This window comes from Eubacteriales bacterium mix99 (assembly GCA_038396605.1).
Taxonomy (GTDB): Bacteria; Bacillota; Clostridia; order Caldicoprobacterales; family DTU083; genus UBA4874.
Window position 1 is genome coordinate 35410 of record CP121690.1, and the last position, 18871, is coordinate 54280.

The window sequence follows — 18871 nt, forward strand, 5'->3', positions numbered from 1 at the left end:
AGCCTTCAGACAATTCGAATGCGGACAAGGGTGTCCTCCTCCCTCACGGTAACCAGATCCGTATTTCCGCCTTCCCGGATGGCCCGGACCAGATCCCGCATATCCCGTTGCTTTATGCTGCTCAGCACCTCCCGGGCAGTCTTCCCTCCTCCGTTGTCCTTGTCCTTATATTTGCTGTTTACCACTCTTTTGCCGATGAAAAAGCCCAGATTCAGCAGGGAAATCGGAACATAGAACCGGATATTATGATCTTCTTCCCGTACATGAATTCCCAGCCAGTGCCCTTTCCGGCGGATGATTTTCCCCGGTCCTGTACGACGCCGCTTTCCGGAATGTTCCCTTTTTTGCTGCTGTGGACTTCCGACCTGTTTCAGCAGAGAGACCGCTTCGTCCGCTGTCATCTTCCCCCGCTCCAGATCTGTCAATACTATCATTTGCTTCGTCATCATCCTGCAGGAACCTGCCTAATCCACATAGATTTCCACAAGATCGCCGTCATCTTTTACTTCCAGCAGTTTTCCGGTAGCGCCCTTCTTCACCGCTTCCAGCAGCTCGTTGAAGTCGATCCCTTCCAGCTTTTCCATTTCCGGAGCAAACTTCGGCCCAACCTGCATACCGATTTTCAGGCCAACCTCTACAACGGAAAGCGGCAGGTTGATCTGCACTTTCTGTTCCCCTTCTTCCGAAACCCGCAGCCGCAGAAATTTGCCCTTCAGGTTCAGGGAATCGGTTGGCTCTTCCGATTCCAGAAGAACAGGCTCCGGTTCTTCCGGACCCATTGCATCCAAAAGCTTTTCCGCCTCTTCCACGGTAATCTTTTTCTCCTCCACCATCTGGAGAATTTTCTTCATTTCCTCCCGCATAAATGGATTCCCCCTCATTTTTTTATACGCTTAAACTGCAGAACTACAAAAGATGCGATATCCAAAAAGCACAACAGGTTACTTTATTTTTTTAACTGATTCATTGCTTCCTCATAAGTGATCTCCCCATTGCTGAGCCTCTCCAGAATTACCTTCCTGGACTTTTGCGGTTCGCTGTCCGGATCCCGGTTGTCACTGCTCACGTGATAACCCAGGCTCTGTACCACATCATCCAGCTTTCCCCTTACGGTAGGATAGGATATGCCCAGCTCCTTCTCCACCTCCTTGATGTTCCCCCGGCATTTCAGAAAAACCTCAATAAAATACTTCTGCTCCCGGGAAAGATAACTAAATTTATCCGGTTGGAACTCTCCCTCCAACCTGGTATGACAGCGGCTGCAATACAAAGCCGTAACCTTCAGCCGGTTATGACATACCGGACATTTCGCAGGGATTGGATAGGTCAACCACGTTTCCTCCTTCTGTTATTTGTCTTGCTTTTTCTATTATATGGGGCGGCTGATGAAATGTCAATATATAATTTAATCATATTTATTTATTTTTTAAATTTAATCAATTTTATAAATCAATACATTAAATATATCAATTTTCGGTATTATGGCTCCTTGTTTTACAATTATGCAGGAAGTCGCTCCTTCAGCCATATGCACCATCCATTTTATGGAACGCTCTGACTCTTCAGTGAAAAGCATAGCGGATCTCAATACAATATCATATGCTGAAGGATGGAATCATATTGGCAGGCCGTATTGTCGAAACGGGAAGTGAAATGGAGTATCCATGCCAGGGATGAATTCTCCCATGGTACAAAAAAAGAGGATACGGAACGGGTATCCTCTGTCTTCCTTACTTTCCCTTTATTTTTGGTTTCTCTTATTTTACAACCAGATTCAGAATCCGGCCGGGAACATATATGGTTTTGACGACATTCTTTCCCTCCAGCTGGGCTTTCAGCTTCTCCTCCTTCATGGCGGCGGCCTTCACAGCATCCTTTGCGGCGTCCACAGGAACAACCATTCTGCTCCGGATCCTACCATTGATCTGCACCACGATTTCTGCGGATTTCTCCACCATTTTGGATTCATCGCATTTTGGCCAGGTCTGATCGGTAATCCTGCTGTGATTCCCGAGAATGGACCACAATTCCTCGGTAATATGAGGGGCCACCGGATTCAGCAGGATCAGCAGAACTTCAAAATCACCTTTTGTTACCCGGCCGGCCGCATAGAAATCATTGACCAGGGACATCATCGCTGCAATCGCCGTATTGAATTTCATGCTCTCAAAGTCTTCGCTGACCTTTTTGATGGTCTTATGAATACTTTTCTCCAGACCGGGAGAGAGTTCCTCCCCGCCCACCAGAAACTCCCGGGTCCTCCAGACACGGTCCAAAAACCTTCTGCAGCCCGTAATACCGTTCAGCGACCAGGGAACGCTTTTCTCAAAATCACCGATAAACATTTCATACAGCCTCAGGGCATCCGCACCGAATTTCCTTACCATATCATCCGGATTGATGACATTGCCTCTGGATTTGGACATTTTTTCATTGTTCTCTCCCAGAATCATGCCATGGGACGTACGTTTCCGATAAGGCTCCGGCATCGGAACCACACCGATATCATACAGAAACCGGTGCCAGAACCGGGAATACAGAAGGTGCAGGGTGGTATGCTCCATTCCTCCGTTGTACCAATCCACCGGCATCCAGTACTCCAGATTTTCCCTGCTTGCCAGGGCTTCGGAATTATGAGGATCCGTATATCTCAGAAAATACCAGGAAGAGCCGGCCCATTGCGGCATGATGTCTGTTTCCCGCTCTGCCTTGCCGCCGCACCTGGGACAGGTGGTATTCACCCAATCCGTCATGTTGGCCAGAGGGGATTCCCCGTTGTCCGTGGGCTCATAGCTTTCCACATCCGGCAGCAGTACCGGCAGCTCCGACTCCGGAACCGGCACCCAGCCGCATCTCTCGCAGTGAACCAGTGGAATGGGCTCTCCCCAGTACCTTTGACGGGAAAACACCCAGTCCCGCAGTTTATAGTTAACCCTGGAGGCACCCAGCCCCTTTTCCTTCAGCCATGCAATCATTGCCTTTTTGGCTTCCTTCACCTGCATGCCGTTCAGGAAACCGGAGTTCACCAGAGTGCCGTTTTCGATATCCGTATAGGCTTCCTTCTGCACATCCCCGCCGGCCACCACTTCCACAATGGGCAGGGCGAACTTTTTTGCAAACTCCCAGTCCCGGCTGTCATGCCCCGGAACAGCCATGATGGCTCCGGTCCCATACGACATCAGGACATAATCGGACACAAAAATGGGAATCTTCTTTCCATTTACCGGGTTCACCGCCTGAATGCCCTGAATCCGGACACCGGTCTTTTCCTTTACCAGTTCCGTCCGCTCAAAATCGGATTTCCGGTCGGCAGCTTCCCGATAAGCCGCCAGTTCTTCCGGATTTGTAATCCGATCCTTCTGCTCCCCGATCAATGGATGTTCCGGTGCAATGACCATATAGGTGGCGCCGAACAGCGTGTCCGGACGGGTGGTATAGACCCGGAGCTTGCTGCCGCCGGTTACCTCAAAGTCCACCTCTGCTCCGGTGGACCGTCCGATCCAGTTCCTCTGCTGCAGCTTCACCCGCTGAATATAATCCACATCCTTCAGTCCATCCAGAAGCTTTTCCGCATAATCGGTGATCTTCAGCATCCATTGGTTCTTTACCTTACGGACCACTTCCCCGCCGCAGCGCTCGCACACTCCATTGACGACCTCTTCATTGGCAAGACCGACCTTGCAGGAAGTGCACCAGTTGATTGCTGTTTCCTTCTTATACGCCAGGCCCTTTTCAAACAGCTTCAGGAAAATCCACTGTGTCCACTTATAGTATTCCGGATCCGCAGTATTGATTTCCCTGGACCAGTCAAAGGAAAGGCCCAGCGATTTCATCTGTGCCTTGAAGCGGGCAACATTCTTCTCTGTAACAATCTTCGGATGAATTTTATTCTTTATGGCATAGTTTTCCGTGGGAAGCCCAAATGCGTCCCACCCTATGGGAAACAGGACGTTATACCCCTGCAGTCTTCGCTTGCGGGCAATGATATCCATTGCGGTATACGGGCGGGGATGTCCCACATGAAGCCCCTGCCCCGACGGATAGGGAAATTCGATCAATGCATAGTATTTTGGCTTCGTCTTATCCTCCGACACCTGAAATGTGCCTTCCTCATCCCAGATCGTCTGCCACTTCTTTTCAATTACCTGCGGATTATATTTTTCCATAAAATTTTCCATCCTCTCCTTTTCCTGAGCTATCCCTGCTTACCCCTGATTTCACTGCTGCTTTCACCAAATCCCCGCAAATAAAAAGAAAGGCCTCCATCCCATTATAGAGACGAAGGCCCGCGGTACCACTCTACTTGCCGGACTCTGCGTCCGGCCGCTTTAATCAGGCAATAACGGACCTGACCGGCTGTGGCTGGTTACCTCACCACAACAGCTCCGGGACGAGTTCGGCATCCGTTTCTGCCGCTTCGCACCTGATACGGCTCTCTGAGAGAAACGACCCGCCTACTGCTTCCCATCCTCGCTTGGTTCATTCTTACTTTTATTATTATACCAAAATCACATAATAAATCAATACACAATGATTCAACATTTTTTCGGCAGGATTTCCATGGGAGATCCTTCCGTTTATCCGACAAATCACTGTTTTCCCTGCTCTGCCGGATGACCTGATCTTTTATGTATTACGATCAGTACCACCAGAACCAGAAGGATGGCTGCCAGATAGTACCCAATTGGGCTGTTATCCCCGGTTTTCGGTAAAAACCCGGTTTTATTTTCTTCCGGCTTTTTCGGCGTCTTACCGGTTTCATCCTTCCCCGGTGCTTTTGGATCCTCCGGCCCTTTCGGGTTCTCCGGAGACCTGGGCGGCTGATAGGTATTGGTTACCGTCAGACCGTCTTCGGATTTCCCATAGTTCTGCGGGACAAAGTCCTTGCCGTCCTTGTTTACTTCCTTTACCGAAAATTTGTATTTCTTTCCACTTGTGTCGGTCTCATTCAAGTCTGTCCATTCCACTTCCGTCGTACCATCTGCCAGCTCTTTGACTTCTGCCTCCGGTACTTCTTCGATGGCTCCGCCTTCCACTTCCCGGTACAGCTTCAGCCAAATGGCCGGCTTTTCTTCCGGCCCGCCGTTCCATACCTTTGTTCCCGTCACCTGCGTTTTAGGGCTCACATAGGTGTTGGTTACCGTCAGGCCGTCTTCGGATTTCCCATAGTTCTCCGGAACCTGTATTTCTTCCACCGTATAGCGGTACTCATTCCCATTTCGGTCGGTTTTGTCCTGGCTCCTCCAGTTATATTCATAGGTACCTTTTTCCAGAGTGACCGGACTGCCGACCTTTTCCTTTTTCACTGTATCGGACTCTCTGTATAACTGAAGCTGTATCGAATCGGGCCGGTTATATTCCCCGTCCACCCATACTTTCCTGCCGACAACATCCTGTTTCGACGATGCATAGGTGTTGGTTACCGTCAGACCATCTTCCGAAACGGCTTTCCCGTAACTTTCCGGCACGTTGATTTCGTCTACGGTATAGGAGTATGGCTCCCCCCTGCGATCCCTTTCCTCCAGATCCGCCCAGGTATGCGTCCATGGCTTCTCTTCTGTGCCATCCAGTGTAACCGGATCTCCGTATGCTTTCCCATTGCGGTAAAGCTGCAGCTCTATGTCCGACTTTTCTTCCGGCCCGTCAATCCATACCTTTGTTCCCGTCACCTGCGTTCTGGGGCTCACATAGGTATTGGTTACCGTCAGGCCGTCTTCGGATACCTCTTTTTTATAGTTTTCCGGAACACGAACTTCGTCTGCAGTATACTGATACGGTTTCCCGCCGATATCTGTTTTGTCCAGATCCGTCCAGGTATGCTCCCATGGCTTCTCCTCTGTACCATCCAGGGCTACCGGGTCTCCATAGGCTTTGCCATCCCGGAACAATTGGAGTTCAATGGACTCCGGCCTGCTTGCTTCACCGCCTTCCCAGACCTTGGTTCCGGTAATTTCCGTTTTTTCCCTGACATTTACGAAATCCACTTTTGCAATATTCTCTTCCTTGTTTTGATATCCCTTATCCACCGGAACCTCTGTCTGTTTGTCCGAAAGCACATAACCATTGGGTGCTTTCGCTTCCCGCAGATAATAAGTCCGAAGAGGCAGGTTCCCGATTTTCAGCACACCATTTTCTGTTTTAAATGGCTCATCACCAAACTGTTTATACTCGCCATTCAGCTTATACCATAAGGTAAATTCCGCCTCATTGTGTACAATAACGGATTTTGCCTCTGCATCCACCTTTGTGACCTGCAGTACTCCCTTCTTTGGATTCATTTCTCCGGATACATGGGAGTATTGTTTTGCATCCAGTCTCTCGGATTCCACCGTTTTTTTCTCAATTCCCGTTCCTTCGAATTCCACTTTGTTATTCACCTGACCATCGGTACCTGTCACAACCGTCTGATATCCGAGAACCAGAACGGTGTCCACATCTTCCTTAAAATTCAGAGTCAGGACGGTTTTTCCTTCTTCTGTCTCTTCCAGACCAAGGGTATAATCCTCCCCTTCCGTCAATGGAACCTTTTCCCCATCCATCAATTTATGAACTTCGAGGCTTCCCTCCACATATGTGAGACCCTTGCTTATGGTATCCACAATTTCAGCTTCTTTTATGACGGACAGACTCTCATTCACCTGAACTTCCCAGTTGATCCCGTCGCCAGTATAAACCTGATTGCCGCTGACATCAGCTGCCTTTTTGTCCAGGAATTTATCCGCATTCTCATAATGCAGAGTTGCGGAATAAGGATATTCTTTTTCTCCAACCTGCACGGTTGCCTGGTTGGGATACTGCTTTTCGGATATATCCGGTACCGCAGTCAGAAACTCTATTACATATCTGTCCTTTACCTCAAAATCATCCTGAAAGGTTAAAGTAAAGGTTTTCCCATCGACAGCAAGTTTATAATTTTCCGGTTCCAAAACTTTTCCCGTTATTTTGGTATTGCCGTACTGGTCAACATCATAAACCTTCACGGTGATGCTGTCTTCATCGATGGTTCCCTCATAGCTCAGGGTATCTTTCACAACCACACCGGTTCCAAGGTTCTGCTGCTGGTAGTTGGTGTACAGCTGCCATGCAATTTTTCTTTCCCTGCCGCTTGCCCAGCCTGCCTTTTGATTTCCTTCCCCATCAAAATGGACGAACCGGCCTTCTTTCTTCCCGCTGTTCCAGGAATCTTCCCGGACCGTAGTCTGAGCATCCCTGGTTACGTCCACACCATTTCCGTTTATCGTTTTTCCTGTGAACCTGGCGGAATTCCTATAGACTTTTGCTTCCCCGTCTGTATGAAGATCCGGAGTAAAGTCATCCACTTTCAGCTGCGGATCATAGGAAGTCTCATAGGTGATCACCATCCTGGAATTCAGCGGAAGGATCGGCGCATCAAATACCATGGTGAATCCCTTTTGATAACCCTCCGTTCCGTCCGCTTCGTTGGGTGTCAGGGTGTATCCTTCGGATTTGGATATCTCTTTCCCTCCGACCTGCACCTGCAAGGTATCCGGCAGCAGTATCAACCCCTTGTTTGGAAAGGTATCAACAATGGTAAGCTCCTCCAGCGCTTCCCTTTTGGGATCCACGACAATCTGCCACTTCATCGTTTTCTTATTGTAATCAATTGATTGAAAACTTTTTTCATAAGTATTCTTTTCCGGGTTTACCGGCCTGGATATTTCATGTTCGCCTTCGCCGACTCCGTCTCCTCCCAGCGAAGCAACGTTGTTAAACTTATCCATGGTAAAATCCTCTACCGGAGTCGTGTACTCTACGGTTATCTGATCCGTGCCTACCTCATCGAATACCATATCTAATTCTGTTTTTCCGGCATTCTCCCCATCCGTTACCGTTTGAATGGTGATGTTCGGTGTATAGTCCTTTCCTTCCAGGCTGGTAACTTTTATGTCATCTTCCGACAGGCTCAGCCCCTTCGGCAGAAGGTCGGTCAATGTCACCTGATCCAGCGGATGACGGGCTTCATTGATCTTCACGGTCCAGGTAATGGTCTTGTTTTCATAATCTACATGGGAGTTTCCCACTTTACTGAGAATATCAGGGCGTTGGACGGTGACCTCTTTCTCTGCTTCCCCTCTGGGTTTGTCTCCATCCTTTAATACCGTTTGATTGGTAAACTTATTATCCTTCTGATATTCTCCTCCGTTTATTTTTTCATAATCGACAGTGGTCAAAAATTCGATCTCATATCGTTCATCCGCTTCTATTTTCCCCAAATCCAGCGGAAATTCCAACGGTTCATCCCATTCATGCTCCATGGGCTTATCGTTTTTAAACTTTTTGACTACCATGGAACGAACCTGCTTTCAATTCCAATCCTTCCGGCAACGGGTCCTCCACCACCGCATGATCCAGCTTGCCGCCGGCTTTGTTGACATCGATTTTCCACCATATCGTTCCGTCACCCTGCGGCCAGCCATCCTTTTCTATGGCGTTACTTCTCGTAAGCCCATCTACAGTTGCTTTCGCCGGCAACTTTGTTTCACCGTAGGAGAAGATTGCATCATTGGTAAAGGTGTCTTTTGAATAATCCTCGATGGTCGTCGTATATTCGATCCGATAACCTTTATAAGGTGCCAGGCTATCAAATCCGACCGTAAACTCCTTTCCGGCAATATCCGGGGTAACCGAAACTTCATCCCCCAGTGACTTTTTCCCTTCATATCCCAGAATAAGCTCATTTATTTTAAAGCTGTCTTCTTTTAATTTCAGCCCATCCGGAATGACATCCTTCACAGTGGCGTCGGTAATTTCCCCGTCACTGGTATTCACAACATCTATGGCCCAGGTAATTTCCCTTGCATCATGCTTGTGATCGGGATGCCCTTCTTTACTGATACTGTCTTGCTTCCCCTGTGGCTTCGCAATGATCGTCAGGGTTTTATCTTTGGAATCATGGAACACAATCGCCTGCTCTATATTGTCCTTAAACTTCTCCAGGTTAAATTTCAGTCCAAAACCAGCCGTTCCATTTACCACATCATCCCGCTCAATATTTTCATTGAATACAAATTTCAATACTCCATCAAGAATGCTGTATGTTCCAACCTCCAATTCATTTCCATCTTCATCCAGAATTTTTATAGGCTGGCCTTTAATATCGACTTTCGTAAATATGCCAGGAAGCTCCATTTCCGCCCAATCTCCGGCTTTGGCATCCAGGCCTTCCGTATTCCAGTCAAATTCTATGTAAACCTCTGTACCATCTGCAATGTCTATGACATCTCCGTTATGTATATCCGTCCCGTTTCTTCCTCCCAACCGAAAAAGATCCAATGTAAAGATATTGCCCAGATCTTTTCCTTTTGTATCTTCCGAGTCACGGGACTTTTCTGCAGTCATGGAAACAGGCACAGATTTTTCCGGCTCCGGATCCGCCTTCGGAGATTGCTCTTCCGGTGATTGCTTCTGCGGTAATTGCTCCTGAGGCGCCAACTGGCTTTCCTTTTGTTTCGATAAATCCTTTTGTTCCGGTAAATTCTTTTGGGGCTCGCCCGGAGATGCCTCTTCCGGGGAAAGTCCCTCATGAATCACTTCTTCCTCCGGCTGTTTTCCCTGAGATACATCTTCCTCCGTGAACCCGTCCTTTGCTGCTGCCTCCTGATTTGTTTCACCCGCAAATACCTTTGACGTGGTTGGTATTATAAGCTGAAATATTAATAGAAAAACCAACAGCAAACTAATCCTGTACTTTCTGCTTTGCAATAAATTTCTCATTCCAATTCCCCCTTCATTTATATTTCTTTATTCTTATTCCAAAAATAGCATAAACCTCCCTGCGCAATCTATATCTACCCTATAGACGACAAGAGAAACGATAAAGTTTTCTATTTATCAAAAAACATTGATTCTCATCAGCGCACTTTATTTACTTCTTATCCGTTGCTGTTTTCAGCCACTCTTTATTTTTAAGCACATATGAAAAGGTTTCCTCAATCCCAGTATGGTTGAAATGATTTCCATTGTCAAAACATTTTTGGCTCAACCTTCATTTTCCTGCGAAACAGATTGATCGGCTCCGGATTTTAATTCTTTCGCACAAATCCAATCATCCATGTTATCCCCTGTCATAGAAATAAAGCGCTCAAAACCTGAAAATCATCGTTGAGCGCTTTATGCCGTGCTGTCCGCTTATTGCGGCCTTCTATTTCTGCCTATTTCTCCAGAAGCTTCCTGAGACGGTTGGGATAGTTGGTGATAATCCCATCAATGCCGAGATCCCTCATTTGTTTCATATCCCCGACTTCATTGATCGTCCAGGCATTTATCCTGATCTTCTCATTAAAAGCATCCTGCGCTTCCCTCTTTCCAAATGCCCTGAAATTGGGATGAATCGCGGTTGCTCCCATTTGCTTCGCATATTTTCCAGGCTTGTAGATCCGGTTGGAATACAGAAGGCCGGTCCGGATCCCCGGATCCAGGTCAATGCATCTTTTGATGGAATAATGATTGAAAGAGGAAATAATGATACGATCCTTCAATTTGTATTCGTAAATCTTCTGAAACACAATCTTTTCAAGATCCGGATACTCAAACAGATCATTTTTGAGCTCGATATTCACAATCAGATCCGAATCCTTTATCAAATCAAAAAATTCATCAATCCCCGGAAGCTTCGCTCCGATGAATGCCTTGTCGCGTTTGATCCCGGCATCGAATTCCCTGAGCTCCGCAAAGGTATAATCCTTGATAAAGCCGGTCCCGTTGGTCGTTCTGTCAATCTTTTCATCATGGCAGATAACCGGATAACCGTCCTTTGTCAGGTGCATATCCGTTTCAAATCCATCGCAGCCGGCTTCCTTTGCCTTTCGAAATGCCAGCATGGTATTCTCCGGATAGGAGCCGCTAAAGCCTCTGTGAGCAATATTCAATGGTTTATTCAAAGTACTTCATTCCTTCCTTTTTCCTTTGATTCCTGAGGTTTGACTAACCTATCCATATCATACTGACAAATGGCTGAAATGTCCATATGCATTCCATACAAATTAATTCATTTGCCGTGGCTTTCCTCACGGGCAGCTTTTATCTTCGCAATGAACTCCCTGGCTGTATTCGTAATGGAGGTATAATCCCCGGTCTTTGCACCCCGGATCAGGGAACTGCCGGCTCCCACTGCCACTGCGCCTGCCTGAATCCAGTCCTGCACGTTGTCCAGATTCACTCCTCCGGTGGGCATCAATTTTGCATACGGGATGGGCCCCCGGACCGCCTTTATGATGCCAGGCCCGAACAGCTCCCCGGGGAAAATCTTGACGATATCCGCACCGGCTTCCATGGCCTCCACAATCTCCCTGATAGTCATGGCGCCCGGCATGCAGGGAACCTGATAGCGATTGCAAAGTCTCACCATGTCCGTATTCAGATAGGGGCTGACTACATACTGGGCGCCTGCCAGTATCGCTGCCCGGGCGGTCTCCGCATCCATCACCGTTCCGGCTCCGATGAGAATATCGCCATTTTTATAGGTGGATGACAGATCGCGGATCACCTGATCCGCACCTGGCACGGTAAAGGTAATCTCGATGGCAGCCACCCCTCCTGCCGCACAGGCATCGGCAATCTTCCGGGCCTGCTCACTGGACTCCGCGCGGACCACGGCAACCAGGCCACACTCTGTAATCCGCCTCAATACTTTGTCTTTTTCCATCTGTTTTGTCAGGGCGTCTCCATGCAGCGCCGCAGCGCCCTGACCGAACCCCCTTTCCATACTTTTATACTCTTTTGTGTTCGCCATTTTTTCTTTATATTCCTTTTTCATCTCTTTGGTTGGGATACCGCTCAGAACTTTTTGCTGAGAAATTCTTCAAAGGTCCCGCCGAACAGTTTATTCACATCCCGGCGGATCTCCTCCTCGGTCAGAACCCAGCCGGTATCCATCAGATCCCGGTATTTTTCACTCAGCACGCTGGCAATGATTCTTCTGGAATGGGCCCATTTATAAATCAGCTGATCCAGCACCCTTGCGTCGGAATGCTGCGGAATCACGCTGGAACCCAGCAACTCAAACCGCATACGTGTGATTTCATCAATCAGGCTGGGATTGTTCAGGAACCACCAGCAGCCGAAGATCATCAGGTTCCGGAACTTCCTGGCTGTCACGCACAGCTCATGCTGATTTTCCCGGGACAGCATGGTCACCATGAATTTGTTGTGGGGATAATGCGCGCAAAGATAATTCACCGCATTGATATCGGCTTTGCCCACGCCGTCTCCTGCCAGCTTCAGATCCGGATTGATCTGCCGTTTCACGCCGATCATCAGGGCAAAGGGAATATCCTGCTCCCTGCACACCGGCAAGACACAGTTCTCAATCAGTTTCCCCTGCGCGGAATCCTCCGGGAACCGGAAATCCGACTCCAAGGATACTGCCATATAAACGGCGTCTATTTTTTGGACCCAGTCCGCAAGAAATCTCCGCACCTCCGCCAGCGACTTCTCCGTGAGAACCTGCTCCACGTCGTATCCCCACGATTTCAGCCTTTTCCATGTGGTGTCCCAGTGGATCACCAACGGATCAATTCGCAGGGCTGCCAAAAACCGTTTATCCTTCTTCCGTCCCTTTTCCCATGCATGCCTCTCCTGATCATCAAACGGATCATTGGTCATGACGACCTGCCGGATCCCGGCTTTTTCAAACACGATGTCGATGTACTCTTCCGTTGTCTTGCCGGCAAAATAGCTCCGGTAGGAATCCAGATCCCGGCTGGACGGATCCAGTCCCAGCTTGTTCAATACGGTCAGCACACCGCGGCAGGCCTCACTGTACGGACTGTTTTCCAAAAACAGCGTTTTCCAGATCAGATCCGCCTGCTCTTTTTTGGTCATCTTCCAGAATGTGTCGTATCCCACATCCGTAAAGCGAAAAGTCTCCGCAATGAGGTAATGGTAATTCAGAAGCTCATCCACGCCCCACAGCAACATGTCTCCAAACTCCGCCGGATACAAATGGGTATGAACGTCCGTTATCCTGACCTCGTTTACTGCTCTGTCCACCACAGACTTTACATTCTGTGCTGTTACTGCTGCCATTTTTACATTACACATCCTTTCCCGGTTTTCTATAATGTCTCGGTTCTCTATAATGTCTCAGTTTTCTATAATGTCTCGGTTTTCTATAATGTTACTCCGTCCTTGAAAATGGCAATCTCCCGATAGCCATTTTCCTCATTCCTGGTCTCCTCCCCGGAAGCCATCCGGCAAATCAAATCAAACAACTGATCCGCTGCCTGCTCCGCAGACAACCCCGCAAGCAGGACTCCGGCGTTGAAATCAATCCAGTCGGGCTTTTTTTCAGCCAGAGAAGTATTGGCCGCTATTTTCACTGTGGGAACCGGGCAGCCAAAAGGGGTTCCCCTTCCCGTGGAAAACAGAATCAGATGGGCTCCTGAAGCGGCCAGGGCAGTGGAGGAAACCAAATCATTTCCCGGTCCGTTCAGCAGATTCAGGCCGGCCGCAGTGGCCGGATCCCCGTAGCGGAGAACGTCCATCACCGGAGAAGTTCCGCCTTTCCGGATGCATCCCAGAGACTTCTCCTCCAGTGTGGTAATCCCGCCTTCCTTATTTCCCGGAGAGGGATTTTCATAAATTGTCTGACCATAACGAATAAAATAAGATTTGAAATCATTGATCAAATGAACGACCTGATCAAATACGGAACGGGAGATACAGCGATCCATGAGAATGGTTTCGGCGCCGAACATTTCCGGAACCTCTGTCAGTATGACAGTTCCCCCCAGGGAAACCAGCCGGTCGGATACCATTCCAATGAGCGGATTGGCTGTCATGCCGGAAAAACCATCCGACCCTCCGCACTTCAGGCCAATTTTCAGCCGGGAAACCGGAACCGGCTGGCGCTTTGCCCGTTCTGCCCGCTGCACCAGGGTTTCCAGTGCAGCCATGCCTTCCCCGATTTCATCCGGAACATCCTGCAGATTCATAAAAGCAGTATTCTCCGGCAGGACCCCCAACGCTTTCTTCATTTCGGCAAGATTGTTGCTTTCGCAGCCCAGACCCAGCACCAATACCCCGCCTGCATTGGGATGCCGGATCAGCCCGGAAAGAATTTTCTGTGTGTGTTTCAGATCCCCGCCAAGCTGGGAGCAGCCATAGGGATGGGAAAAGGCAAAAATCCCGTCAATCCCCCTTTTCTCATACCGGCTGCGGGCCATTTGTGCCAATCGCTCTGCTGTTCCGTTGATGCAGCCGACGGTAGGCAGAATCCATATTTCATTCCGGATGCCGACCTTGCCGCCTGCCCTTGCATATCCCTGAAAAACCGGGCAAGGCCCGGCACTTTCAAATGCCGGATTTTCTTTCTCCGGAAGGCCTTGCTTTTCCAAATCCGAAGAATAACGATATTCCCTGAAACCTTCCAGATTGGTTTTTACATTGTGCGTATGAACCCAGCTGCCGCGGCGGATGTCCCGGGTGGCATGCCCAATGGGATAGCCATATTTGACCAGGTTCTCCCCGCAGGAAATATCCGTCCAGGCAATCTTATGACCGGCGGGAATCCGGTCCCGAGCCATAAGAATTTCACTGTCCCGGCTGTGAGCTTTTTCCTTTTCCCCTCCGCTGCCGGCTGGAATCTGCTCTTCCGGCAGCAGTTCGGAAAGAGCGATTGCCACATTGTCTGTGTCATGGATTTTGATAACCCTGCCAAATGTCTGCATGTTTTGTCTCCTTTGAATCCATACATTACATTTCTTTTCGAATCCGCTCTGTTTTCCCTGAAATTCATGCCGGCATGATCACACGGCAGAAAGCAGTACGCTACAGGGCAATGAAAATACCAGGCAATATTACAGCACTGCTTCCGTTGCTTTTTGGATTCCCAACACCAGTATCGTACTGAGATAATGGGCGACCGCATCTTCCAATCCCTGAACCTCCGATAAATCCTTCCCCCAGAAATCTTTACGGGCCAGTACTTCGTGAGTCAGCTTCACCGGATCCTGAAATCGGTCATATTCCTCCCAAACTTTTGCAAAAAACTTCAGAACCGGCAAATCGTCCCGGATGGGATAGGGCTTTTCGTCCCGCATCCCGATGAGCCGATCCCCTTCCAGCCTGGTGCTCCGGTAAAAAACAATCAGAGCCGCCAGGGAAAAGCTGAGCACGGAAGGAATTTTGTTATTCTGTTTTTTATTCTGCCGGATATATTCCAACAGGGACGGCAGTACCCGTACCCGATATTTGGATACACAATTCAGGGTAATCCCCAGCAGCATATGCCGGATATATGGATTGGCAAAGCGCTCCAGAACCTCTTCCGCAAATTTCCCTGTCTCCTCCTGAGGGAGATCCAGAACCGGAATCACTTCCTCAAAGATCCCTTTCCGCATCAAACCACCCGTGACAGGATTCTCCACACATTCCTTCACCGTATCGAATCCATACAAAAAGGCAGCAGGCACCATCATGGTATGGGCACCGTTCAAAATGCGCACCTTTCTTTTCCGGTACGGCAGCTGATTGTCCGTCCGGACGACATGCAGCCCGGCTTTCTGAAAGGGCAGCTCCTCCTCCAGGGCAGGATCCCCTTCTATCACCCACAGGTGAAAAACCTCACCGGTGTCAATCAGCTGATCCTCATATCCCAGATACTGAGTCATTTCCTCAGCTTCTTCCCGTGGATACCCGGTGGCTATGCGATCCACCAACGTATTGTAAAAGCTGCACTCCTTCTCCAGCCAATCCCGGAATCCATCCTCCAGGTCCCAGTCCCTGCAGTACTGCAGAATCCCTTTTTTCAATTCCGTTCCATTGTCATTGACCAGCTCACAGGGCAGGATCCTCATGCCTTTGGAAGGGTCTCCGGAAAAGTGGCGATACCGTTCATACAGAAAAGCAGCAGCTTTGGCCGGAAACGACTTCGGGCACTGGCTCTTCGGCTGGTCTTCCGGAACATAGGCAATGCCAGCCTCCGTCGTATTGGATACCATATACCGCAGATCCGGATTATGTGCACATTCCAGAAAAGCAGAGTATTCCCTGTATGGATTGATTGCCCTGCTGATGGAAGTGATGACTTCCCGGGACTCTGTCCGGCTGCCGTCCTGCAGGCCTCTTAAATAAAGGGTATACAAACCGTCCTGCTCGTTCAGGACATCTGCAATCCCCTGCTCAATCGGCTGAACCACAACGACACTGCCGTGAAAAAGTCCCTTCCGGTTGAGCCGGTTGATCATCCAATCCACAAAAGCCCTCAGAAAATTGCCTTCTCCAAATTGAATCACCTTCTCCGGCATCGGATCCAGCGGTCCCACCGCCACATCCTCCGGTACGGAAAAATCAGAATGTAATAATTTTCGAGATAATCTCTGAATGGTTGCTCCCTCCTTCATAAGCAATACTCTTTCCAACACACAAACAGCACACAGGCAAACAGTGCAGAATCCGGCCGGGATTTCCCGGGAAAACTCTATGGACAGCTTTGCCGGAAAACCAATTCCGGAACGATGGTATGATGGGAAGGAATCTCCTCTCCATGCAAAACCCAGCATAAAATATTCGCTGCTACTTTGGCCAGAGCCCCGACCTTATTGTCAACCGATGACAACCCGGGAGACGTACAACGGGCAATGACGGAATCGTTATATCCGAACACCGCAACATCCTCCGGTACTTTCTTTCCCCTCCGCTTCAAAGCTTTCAGAACACCGGCTGCCAGGATATCCTCGCTGGCTGCTATGGCACGGTAGGAGACGTTTGCTGCCTCCAGCTGTTCCAGTGCCTTTTCCCCGCCGATGATGCCGCTTTCCGTTTTGAGAATGGAATACGGTCTGCATTCCAGTCCCGCTTCCTTCATCCCGGCACGGAATCCGTCCAGCTTTGCCAGGCCGCTGAAACTGTCCACGTCATAGACATACACGATCTCCCGGTAACCCCGTCTCACCAGACTTTCCACAATCTCCTCCGTGGCTGCCTCATCATCACACTTTACGGAATAGATATTTTCCCCGTCCAGGAAACTGTTGAGCATCACAACAGGCACAACGGAAGCCGTATCCAGGATGTGCCGGTTGCCTGCCTTTTCCCTGAAAACGGAACCGACCAGTACGATTCCATCCACTTTTTTCTCCAGAAGCAGCCCCATATATCCCTTTCTTTTCTCCAGTCCGCCTCCGGTATTGCAGAGAATCATATGATACCCGAGCTTGCGGAACTCCTGTTCCAGGATATATATGGCATTCGCATAGTAGGAATCCCGGACGTCGCTGGCCAGAACCCCTATGGTATGAGTCGATTTCACCACCAGACTCCTGGCAATATCATTAGGCCGGTATTTCAGCTCCTTCAGCGCCGCTTCAACTTTCTCACGGGTCTCCGGCCGAACCGTGGAACTGTTGTTGATCACCCGGGAAACCGTAGCAATGGAAACGCCTGCCTTTCTGGCCACTTCATAAATGTTCATCCATCCACCACCATTAATGTAAGCGCTTACATTAATTATACCCCCGGATTGCGCTTCTGTCAATGCTGCCTGCCTGGATGGATAGCGTCAATTTACTGTAGGGAAAGAAAGAATAGAGACATCCTGAAATATTCTTACTAGCAACAGTATTCTTACTAGCAACAGTGGTCTTGATTGATTTCATTAATTTTAACAGCAATCAATCTTGTCAGCCGCATATATTCCACGACCTGCTTGACAACGAGCCTCTGCCGGTGTGGCTTACGGCAGATGTCGGCAGCAGCCATCTCTAACAGCGGGATAGGCTTTGGAGCGGTTGCTGCCGTACCTCAATGCTACCACACTGACTTCTCGTTATCAAGCAGCTTTTGCGGCATAAACGCTTGATCTATGTCGTCCCGGCTATAATTTCTCCTTACGAAGAACAAAAACGCCATAACGAGCTTTATGGAGGGCCTAATAGCGTTCCTGGCAACACCTTTTTCAGACCATCCCTTAGGCCTGCTGCTTAGCCTGCTTGAAAACACATGGCTTATATGACCTTCGGCACTGCATCCTATCAGTTCATAGTCCTTATCAGCCTTTATTTCTATTCCATGCCAGTTATTCAATATGTACCGTCTGGCATCCTTAACTGCCTTCCTCTTCGTTTTGGAAACCGTTCGTTTGAGGATCTTCTTGAAAACATCCTTAACCATGTCCTTGTCCGGCCAATCCAATGCATCCTTCAACTCCTGATAGCAATACGTATCAGGACAGGAACGCTTATGATATCAGTTTTCTTAAAATATAGTGTTGTATTTTACGAAAATCTTGCTATACTATAAGTGAAGTGGAGGTGCTTTTATGTTGAATATAAAACCGATTTCGGATTTGCGTAACTACAACAAAGTTTTAAAGGACTGTGCGCTAAACAGCCCCGTTTACCTGACGAAAAACGGCCGTGGCCGTTATGTCTTGGTAGATATTGTGGAATACGAAAAAAAGTCTGCTCTGCTTGAGCTTTATGCCAAACTGGCCGAGGGCGAAAAGCAAATTGCGGACGGACAAAGTATGACACTGGAGGAAGCCAAAACAAGGCTGAAACAAAAATATGCCGAATAAAAGAATCATCGTTTCAGAGACGGCCTATGCCGATCTGGACGAAACCCTTTCGTATATTGCCAGTGATCTTCATTCGCCCGGTGCGACGGGAAAATTGATCGATAGAATTTTCGATTCGATGGAGCGGCTGGACGAATTTCCTTTGATTGGTTCGGCTGCCGATAACGATATCTTGAATGCGAAAGGGTATCGTTTGCTCCCGGTGGATAATTTCATCGTATTCTACATCCCAAAGGGCGAAGAAGTGCATATTGTCCGTATCATTTATGGCCGTCGCGATTGGGAAACAATCTTACTCGGCAAGAACTGAATTTTTACGCGCGCTTTTTTCCA

At 48.7% G+C, this 18871-nt stretch carries 15 protein-coding genes and 1 other annotated feature; of the genes, 2 read left to right on the forward strand and 13 right to left on the reverse strand.

The window, feature by feature from the left end:
• Nucleotides 1-5: 5 nt before the first annotated feature.
• From QBE55_00130 to QBE55_00190, 13 genes are all read right to left on the reverse strand, one after another.
• On the reverse strand, nucleotides 6-434 hold the full coding sequence (locus QBE55_00130; protein WZL78617.1) for a hypothetical protein: 429 nt from the start codon (nucleotides 432-434) through the stop codon (nucleotides 6-8).
• A 30-nt stretch (nucleotides 435-464) separates the two neighbouring features.
• Nucleotides 465-851 carry a hypothetical protein gene (locus QBE55_00135; protein WZL78618.1) on the reverse strand — a complete coding sequence of 129 codons (387 nt, stop codon included), beginning with the start codon at nucleotides 849-851 and terminating at the stop codon, nucleotides 465-467.
• Nucleotides 852-946: 95 nt separating this feature from the next.
• Nucleotides 947-1330, reverse strand: coding sequence for a DUF2089 domain-containing protein (locus QBE55_00140; GenBank protein WZL78619.1), 384 nt, complete (start codon nucleotides 1328-1330; stop codon nucleotides 947-949).
• Nucleotides 1331-1757: 427 nt separating this feature from the next.
• Nucleotides 1758-4166: a leucine--tRNA ligase gene (leuS, locus tag QBE55_00145; GenBank protein ID WZL78620.1), complete on the reverse strand. Its 2409-nt coding sequence runs from the start codon at nucleotides 4164-4166 to the stop codon at nucleotides 1758-1760.
• 105 nt (nucleotides 4167-4271) lie between these two features.
• Nucleotides 4272-4480, reverse strand: a binding site (T-box leader).
• Nucleotides 4481-4589: 109 nt separating this feature from the next.
• On the reverse strand, nucleotides 4590-8309 hold the full coding sequence (locus tag QBE55_00150) for a Cna B-type domain-containing protein (GenBank protein ID WZL78621.1): 3720 nt from the start codon (nucleotides 8307-8309) through the stop codon (nucleotides 4590-4592).
• Nucleotides 8290-9735 carry a collagen binding domain-containing protein gene (locus QBE55_00155; protein WZL78622.1) on the reverse strand — a complete coding sequence of 482 codons (1446 nt, stop codon included), beginning with the start codon at nucleotides 9733-9735 and terminating at the stop codon, nucleotides 8290-8292. The genes QBE55_00150 and QBE55_00155 overlap by 20 nt, the downstream gene beginning before the upstream one ends.
• A 437-nt stretch (nucleotides 9736-10172) precedes the next feature.
• Nucleotides 10173-10901 (reverse strand): glycerophosphodiester phosphodiesterase, encoded by a 729-nt coding sequence (locus tag QBE55_00160; protein WZL78623.1) that lies wholly within the window; start codon nucleotides 10899-10901, stop codon nucleotides 10173-10175.
• Between the two features lie 107 nt (nucleotides 10902-11008).
• A complete protein-coding gene (locus QBE55_00165; GenBank protein WZL79822.1) occupies nucleotides 11009-11665 on the reverse strand; it encodes a bifunctional 2-keto-4-hydroxyglutarate aldolase/2-keto-3-deoxy-6-phosphogluconate aldolase in 657 nt (218 codons plus the stop codon).
• 131 nt (nucleotides 11666-11796) lie between these two features.
• Nucleotides 11797-13047: a glucuronate isomerase gene (locus tag QBE55_00170; GenBank protein ID WZL78624.1), complete on the reverse strand. Its 1251-nt coding sequence runs from the start codon at nucleotides 13045-13047 to the stop codon at nucleotides 11797-11799.
• Between the two features lie 83 nt (nucleotides 13048-13130).
• Nucleotides 13131-14690, reverse strand: coding sequence for an altronate dehydratase family protein (locus QBE55_00175; protein WZL78625.1), 1560 nt, complete (start codon nucleotides 14688-14690; stop codon nucleotides 13131-13133).
• A 129-nt stretch (nucleotides 14691-14819) separates the two neighbouring features.
• Nucleotides 14820-16364 carry a tagaturonate reductase gene (locus QBE55_00180; protein WZL78626.1) on the reverse strand — a complete coding sequence of 515 codons (1545 nt, stop codon included), beginning with the start codon at nucleotides 16362-16364 and terminating at the stop codon, nucleotides 14820-14822.
• Between the two features lie 77 nt (nucleotides 16365-16441).
• The gene (locus QBE55_00185; GenBank protein ID WZL78627.1) at nucleotides 16442-17434 is read right to left on the reverse strand and encodes a LacI family DNA-binding transcriptional regulator; all 993 of its coding nucleotides are present in this window, start codon (nucleotides 17432-17434) and stop codon (nucleotides 16442-16444) included.
• Between the two features lie 335 nt (nucleotides 17435-17769).
• Nucleotides 17770-18153 (reverse strand): UPF0236 family protein, encoded by a 384-nt coding sequence (locus QBE55_00190; protein WZL78628.1) that lies wholly within the window; start codon nucleotides 18151-18153, stop codon nucleotides 17770-17772.
• A 127-nt stretch (nucleotides 18154-18280) separates the two neighbouring features.
• Between QBE55_00190 and QBE55_00195 the strand changes: the two genes are divergently transcribed.
• Both QBE55_00195 and QBE55_00200 read left to right on the forward strand, forming a co-directional pair.
• On the forward strand, nucleotides 18281-18538 hold the full coding sequence (locus QBE55_00195; GenBank protein ID WZL78629.1) for a prevent-host-death protein: 258 nt from the start codon (nucleotides 18281-18283) through the stop codon (nucleotides 18536-18538).
• On the forward strand, nucleotides 18528-18848 hold the full coding sequence (locus QBE55_00200; GenBank protein ID WZL78630.1) for a type II toxin-antitoxin system RelE/ParE family toxin: 321 nt from the start codon (nucleotides 18528-18530) through the stop codon (nucleotides 18846-18848). Before QBE55_00195 ends, QBE55_00200 begins: the two co-directional genes overlap by 11 nt.
• Nucleotides 18849-18871 lie beyond the last annotated feature (23 nt).

Bases quoted from the DNA above. Each gene is read 5' to 3' on its own strand.
- QBE55_00130 (WZL78617.1), bottom strand. From the start codon at position 434: ATGATAGTATTGACAGATCTGGAGCGGGGGAAGATGACAGCGGACGAA.
- QBE55_00135 (WZL78618.1), bottom strand. From the start codon at position 851: ATGAAGAAAATTCTCCAGATGGTGGAGGAGAAAAAGATTACCGTGGAA.
- leuS (WZL78620.1), bottom strand. From the start codon at position 4,166: ATGGAAAAATATAATCCGCAGGTAATTGAAAAGAAGTGGCAGACGATC.
- QBE55_00150 (WZL78621.1), bottom strand. From the start codon at position 8,309: ATGGTAGTCAAAAAGTTTAAAAACGATAAGCCCATGGAGCATGAATGG.
- QBE55_00155 (WZL78622.1), bottom strand. From the start codon at position 9,735: ATGAGAAATTTATTGCAAAGCAGAAAGTACAGGATTAGTTTGCTGTTG.
- QBE55_00165 (WZL79822.1), bottom strand. From the start codon at position 11,665: ATGGAAAAAGACAAAGTATTGAGGCGGATTACAGAGTGTGGCCTGGTT.
- QBE55_00170 (WZL78624.1), bottom strand. From the start codon at position 13,047: ATGGCAGCAGTAACAGCACAGAATGTAAAGTCTGTGGTGGACAGAGCA.
- QBE55_00175 (WZL78625.1), bottom strand. From the start codon at position 14,690: ATGCAGACATTTGGCAGGGTTATCAAAATCCATGACACAGACAATGTG.
- QBE55_00180 (WZL78626.1), bottom strand. From the start codon at position 16,364: ATGAAGGAGGGAGCAACCATTCAGAGATTATCTCGAAAATTATTACAT.
- QBE55_00185 (WZL78627.1), bottom strand. From the start codon at position 17,434: ATGAACATTTATGAAGTGGCCAGAAAGGCAGGCGTTTCCATTGCTACG.
- QBE55_00195 (WZL78629.1), top strand. From the start codon at position 18,281: ATGTTGAATATAAAACCGATTTCGGATTTGCGTAACTACAACAAAGTT.
- QBE55_00200 (WZL78630.1), top strand. From the start codon at position 18,528: ATGCCGAATAAAAGAATCATCGTTTCAGAGACGGCCTATGCCGATCTG.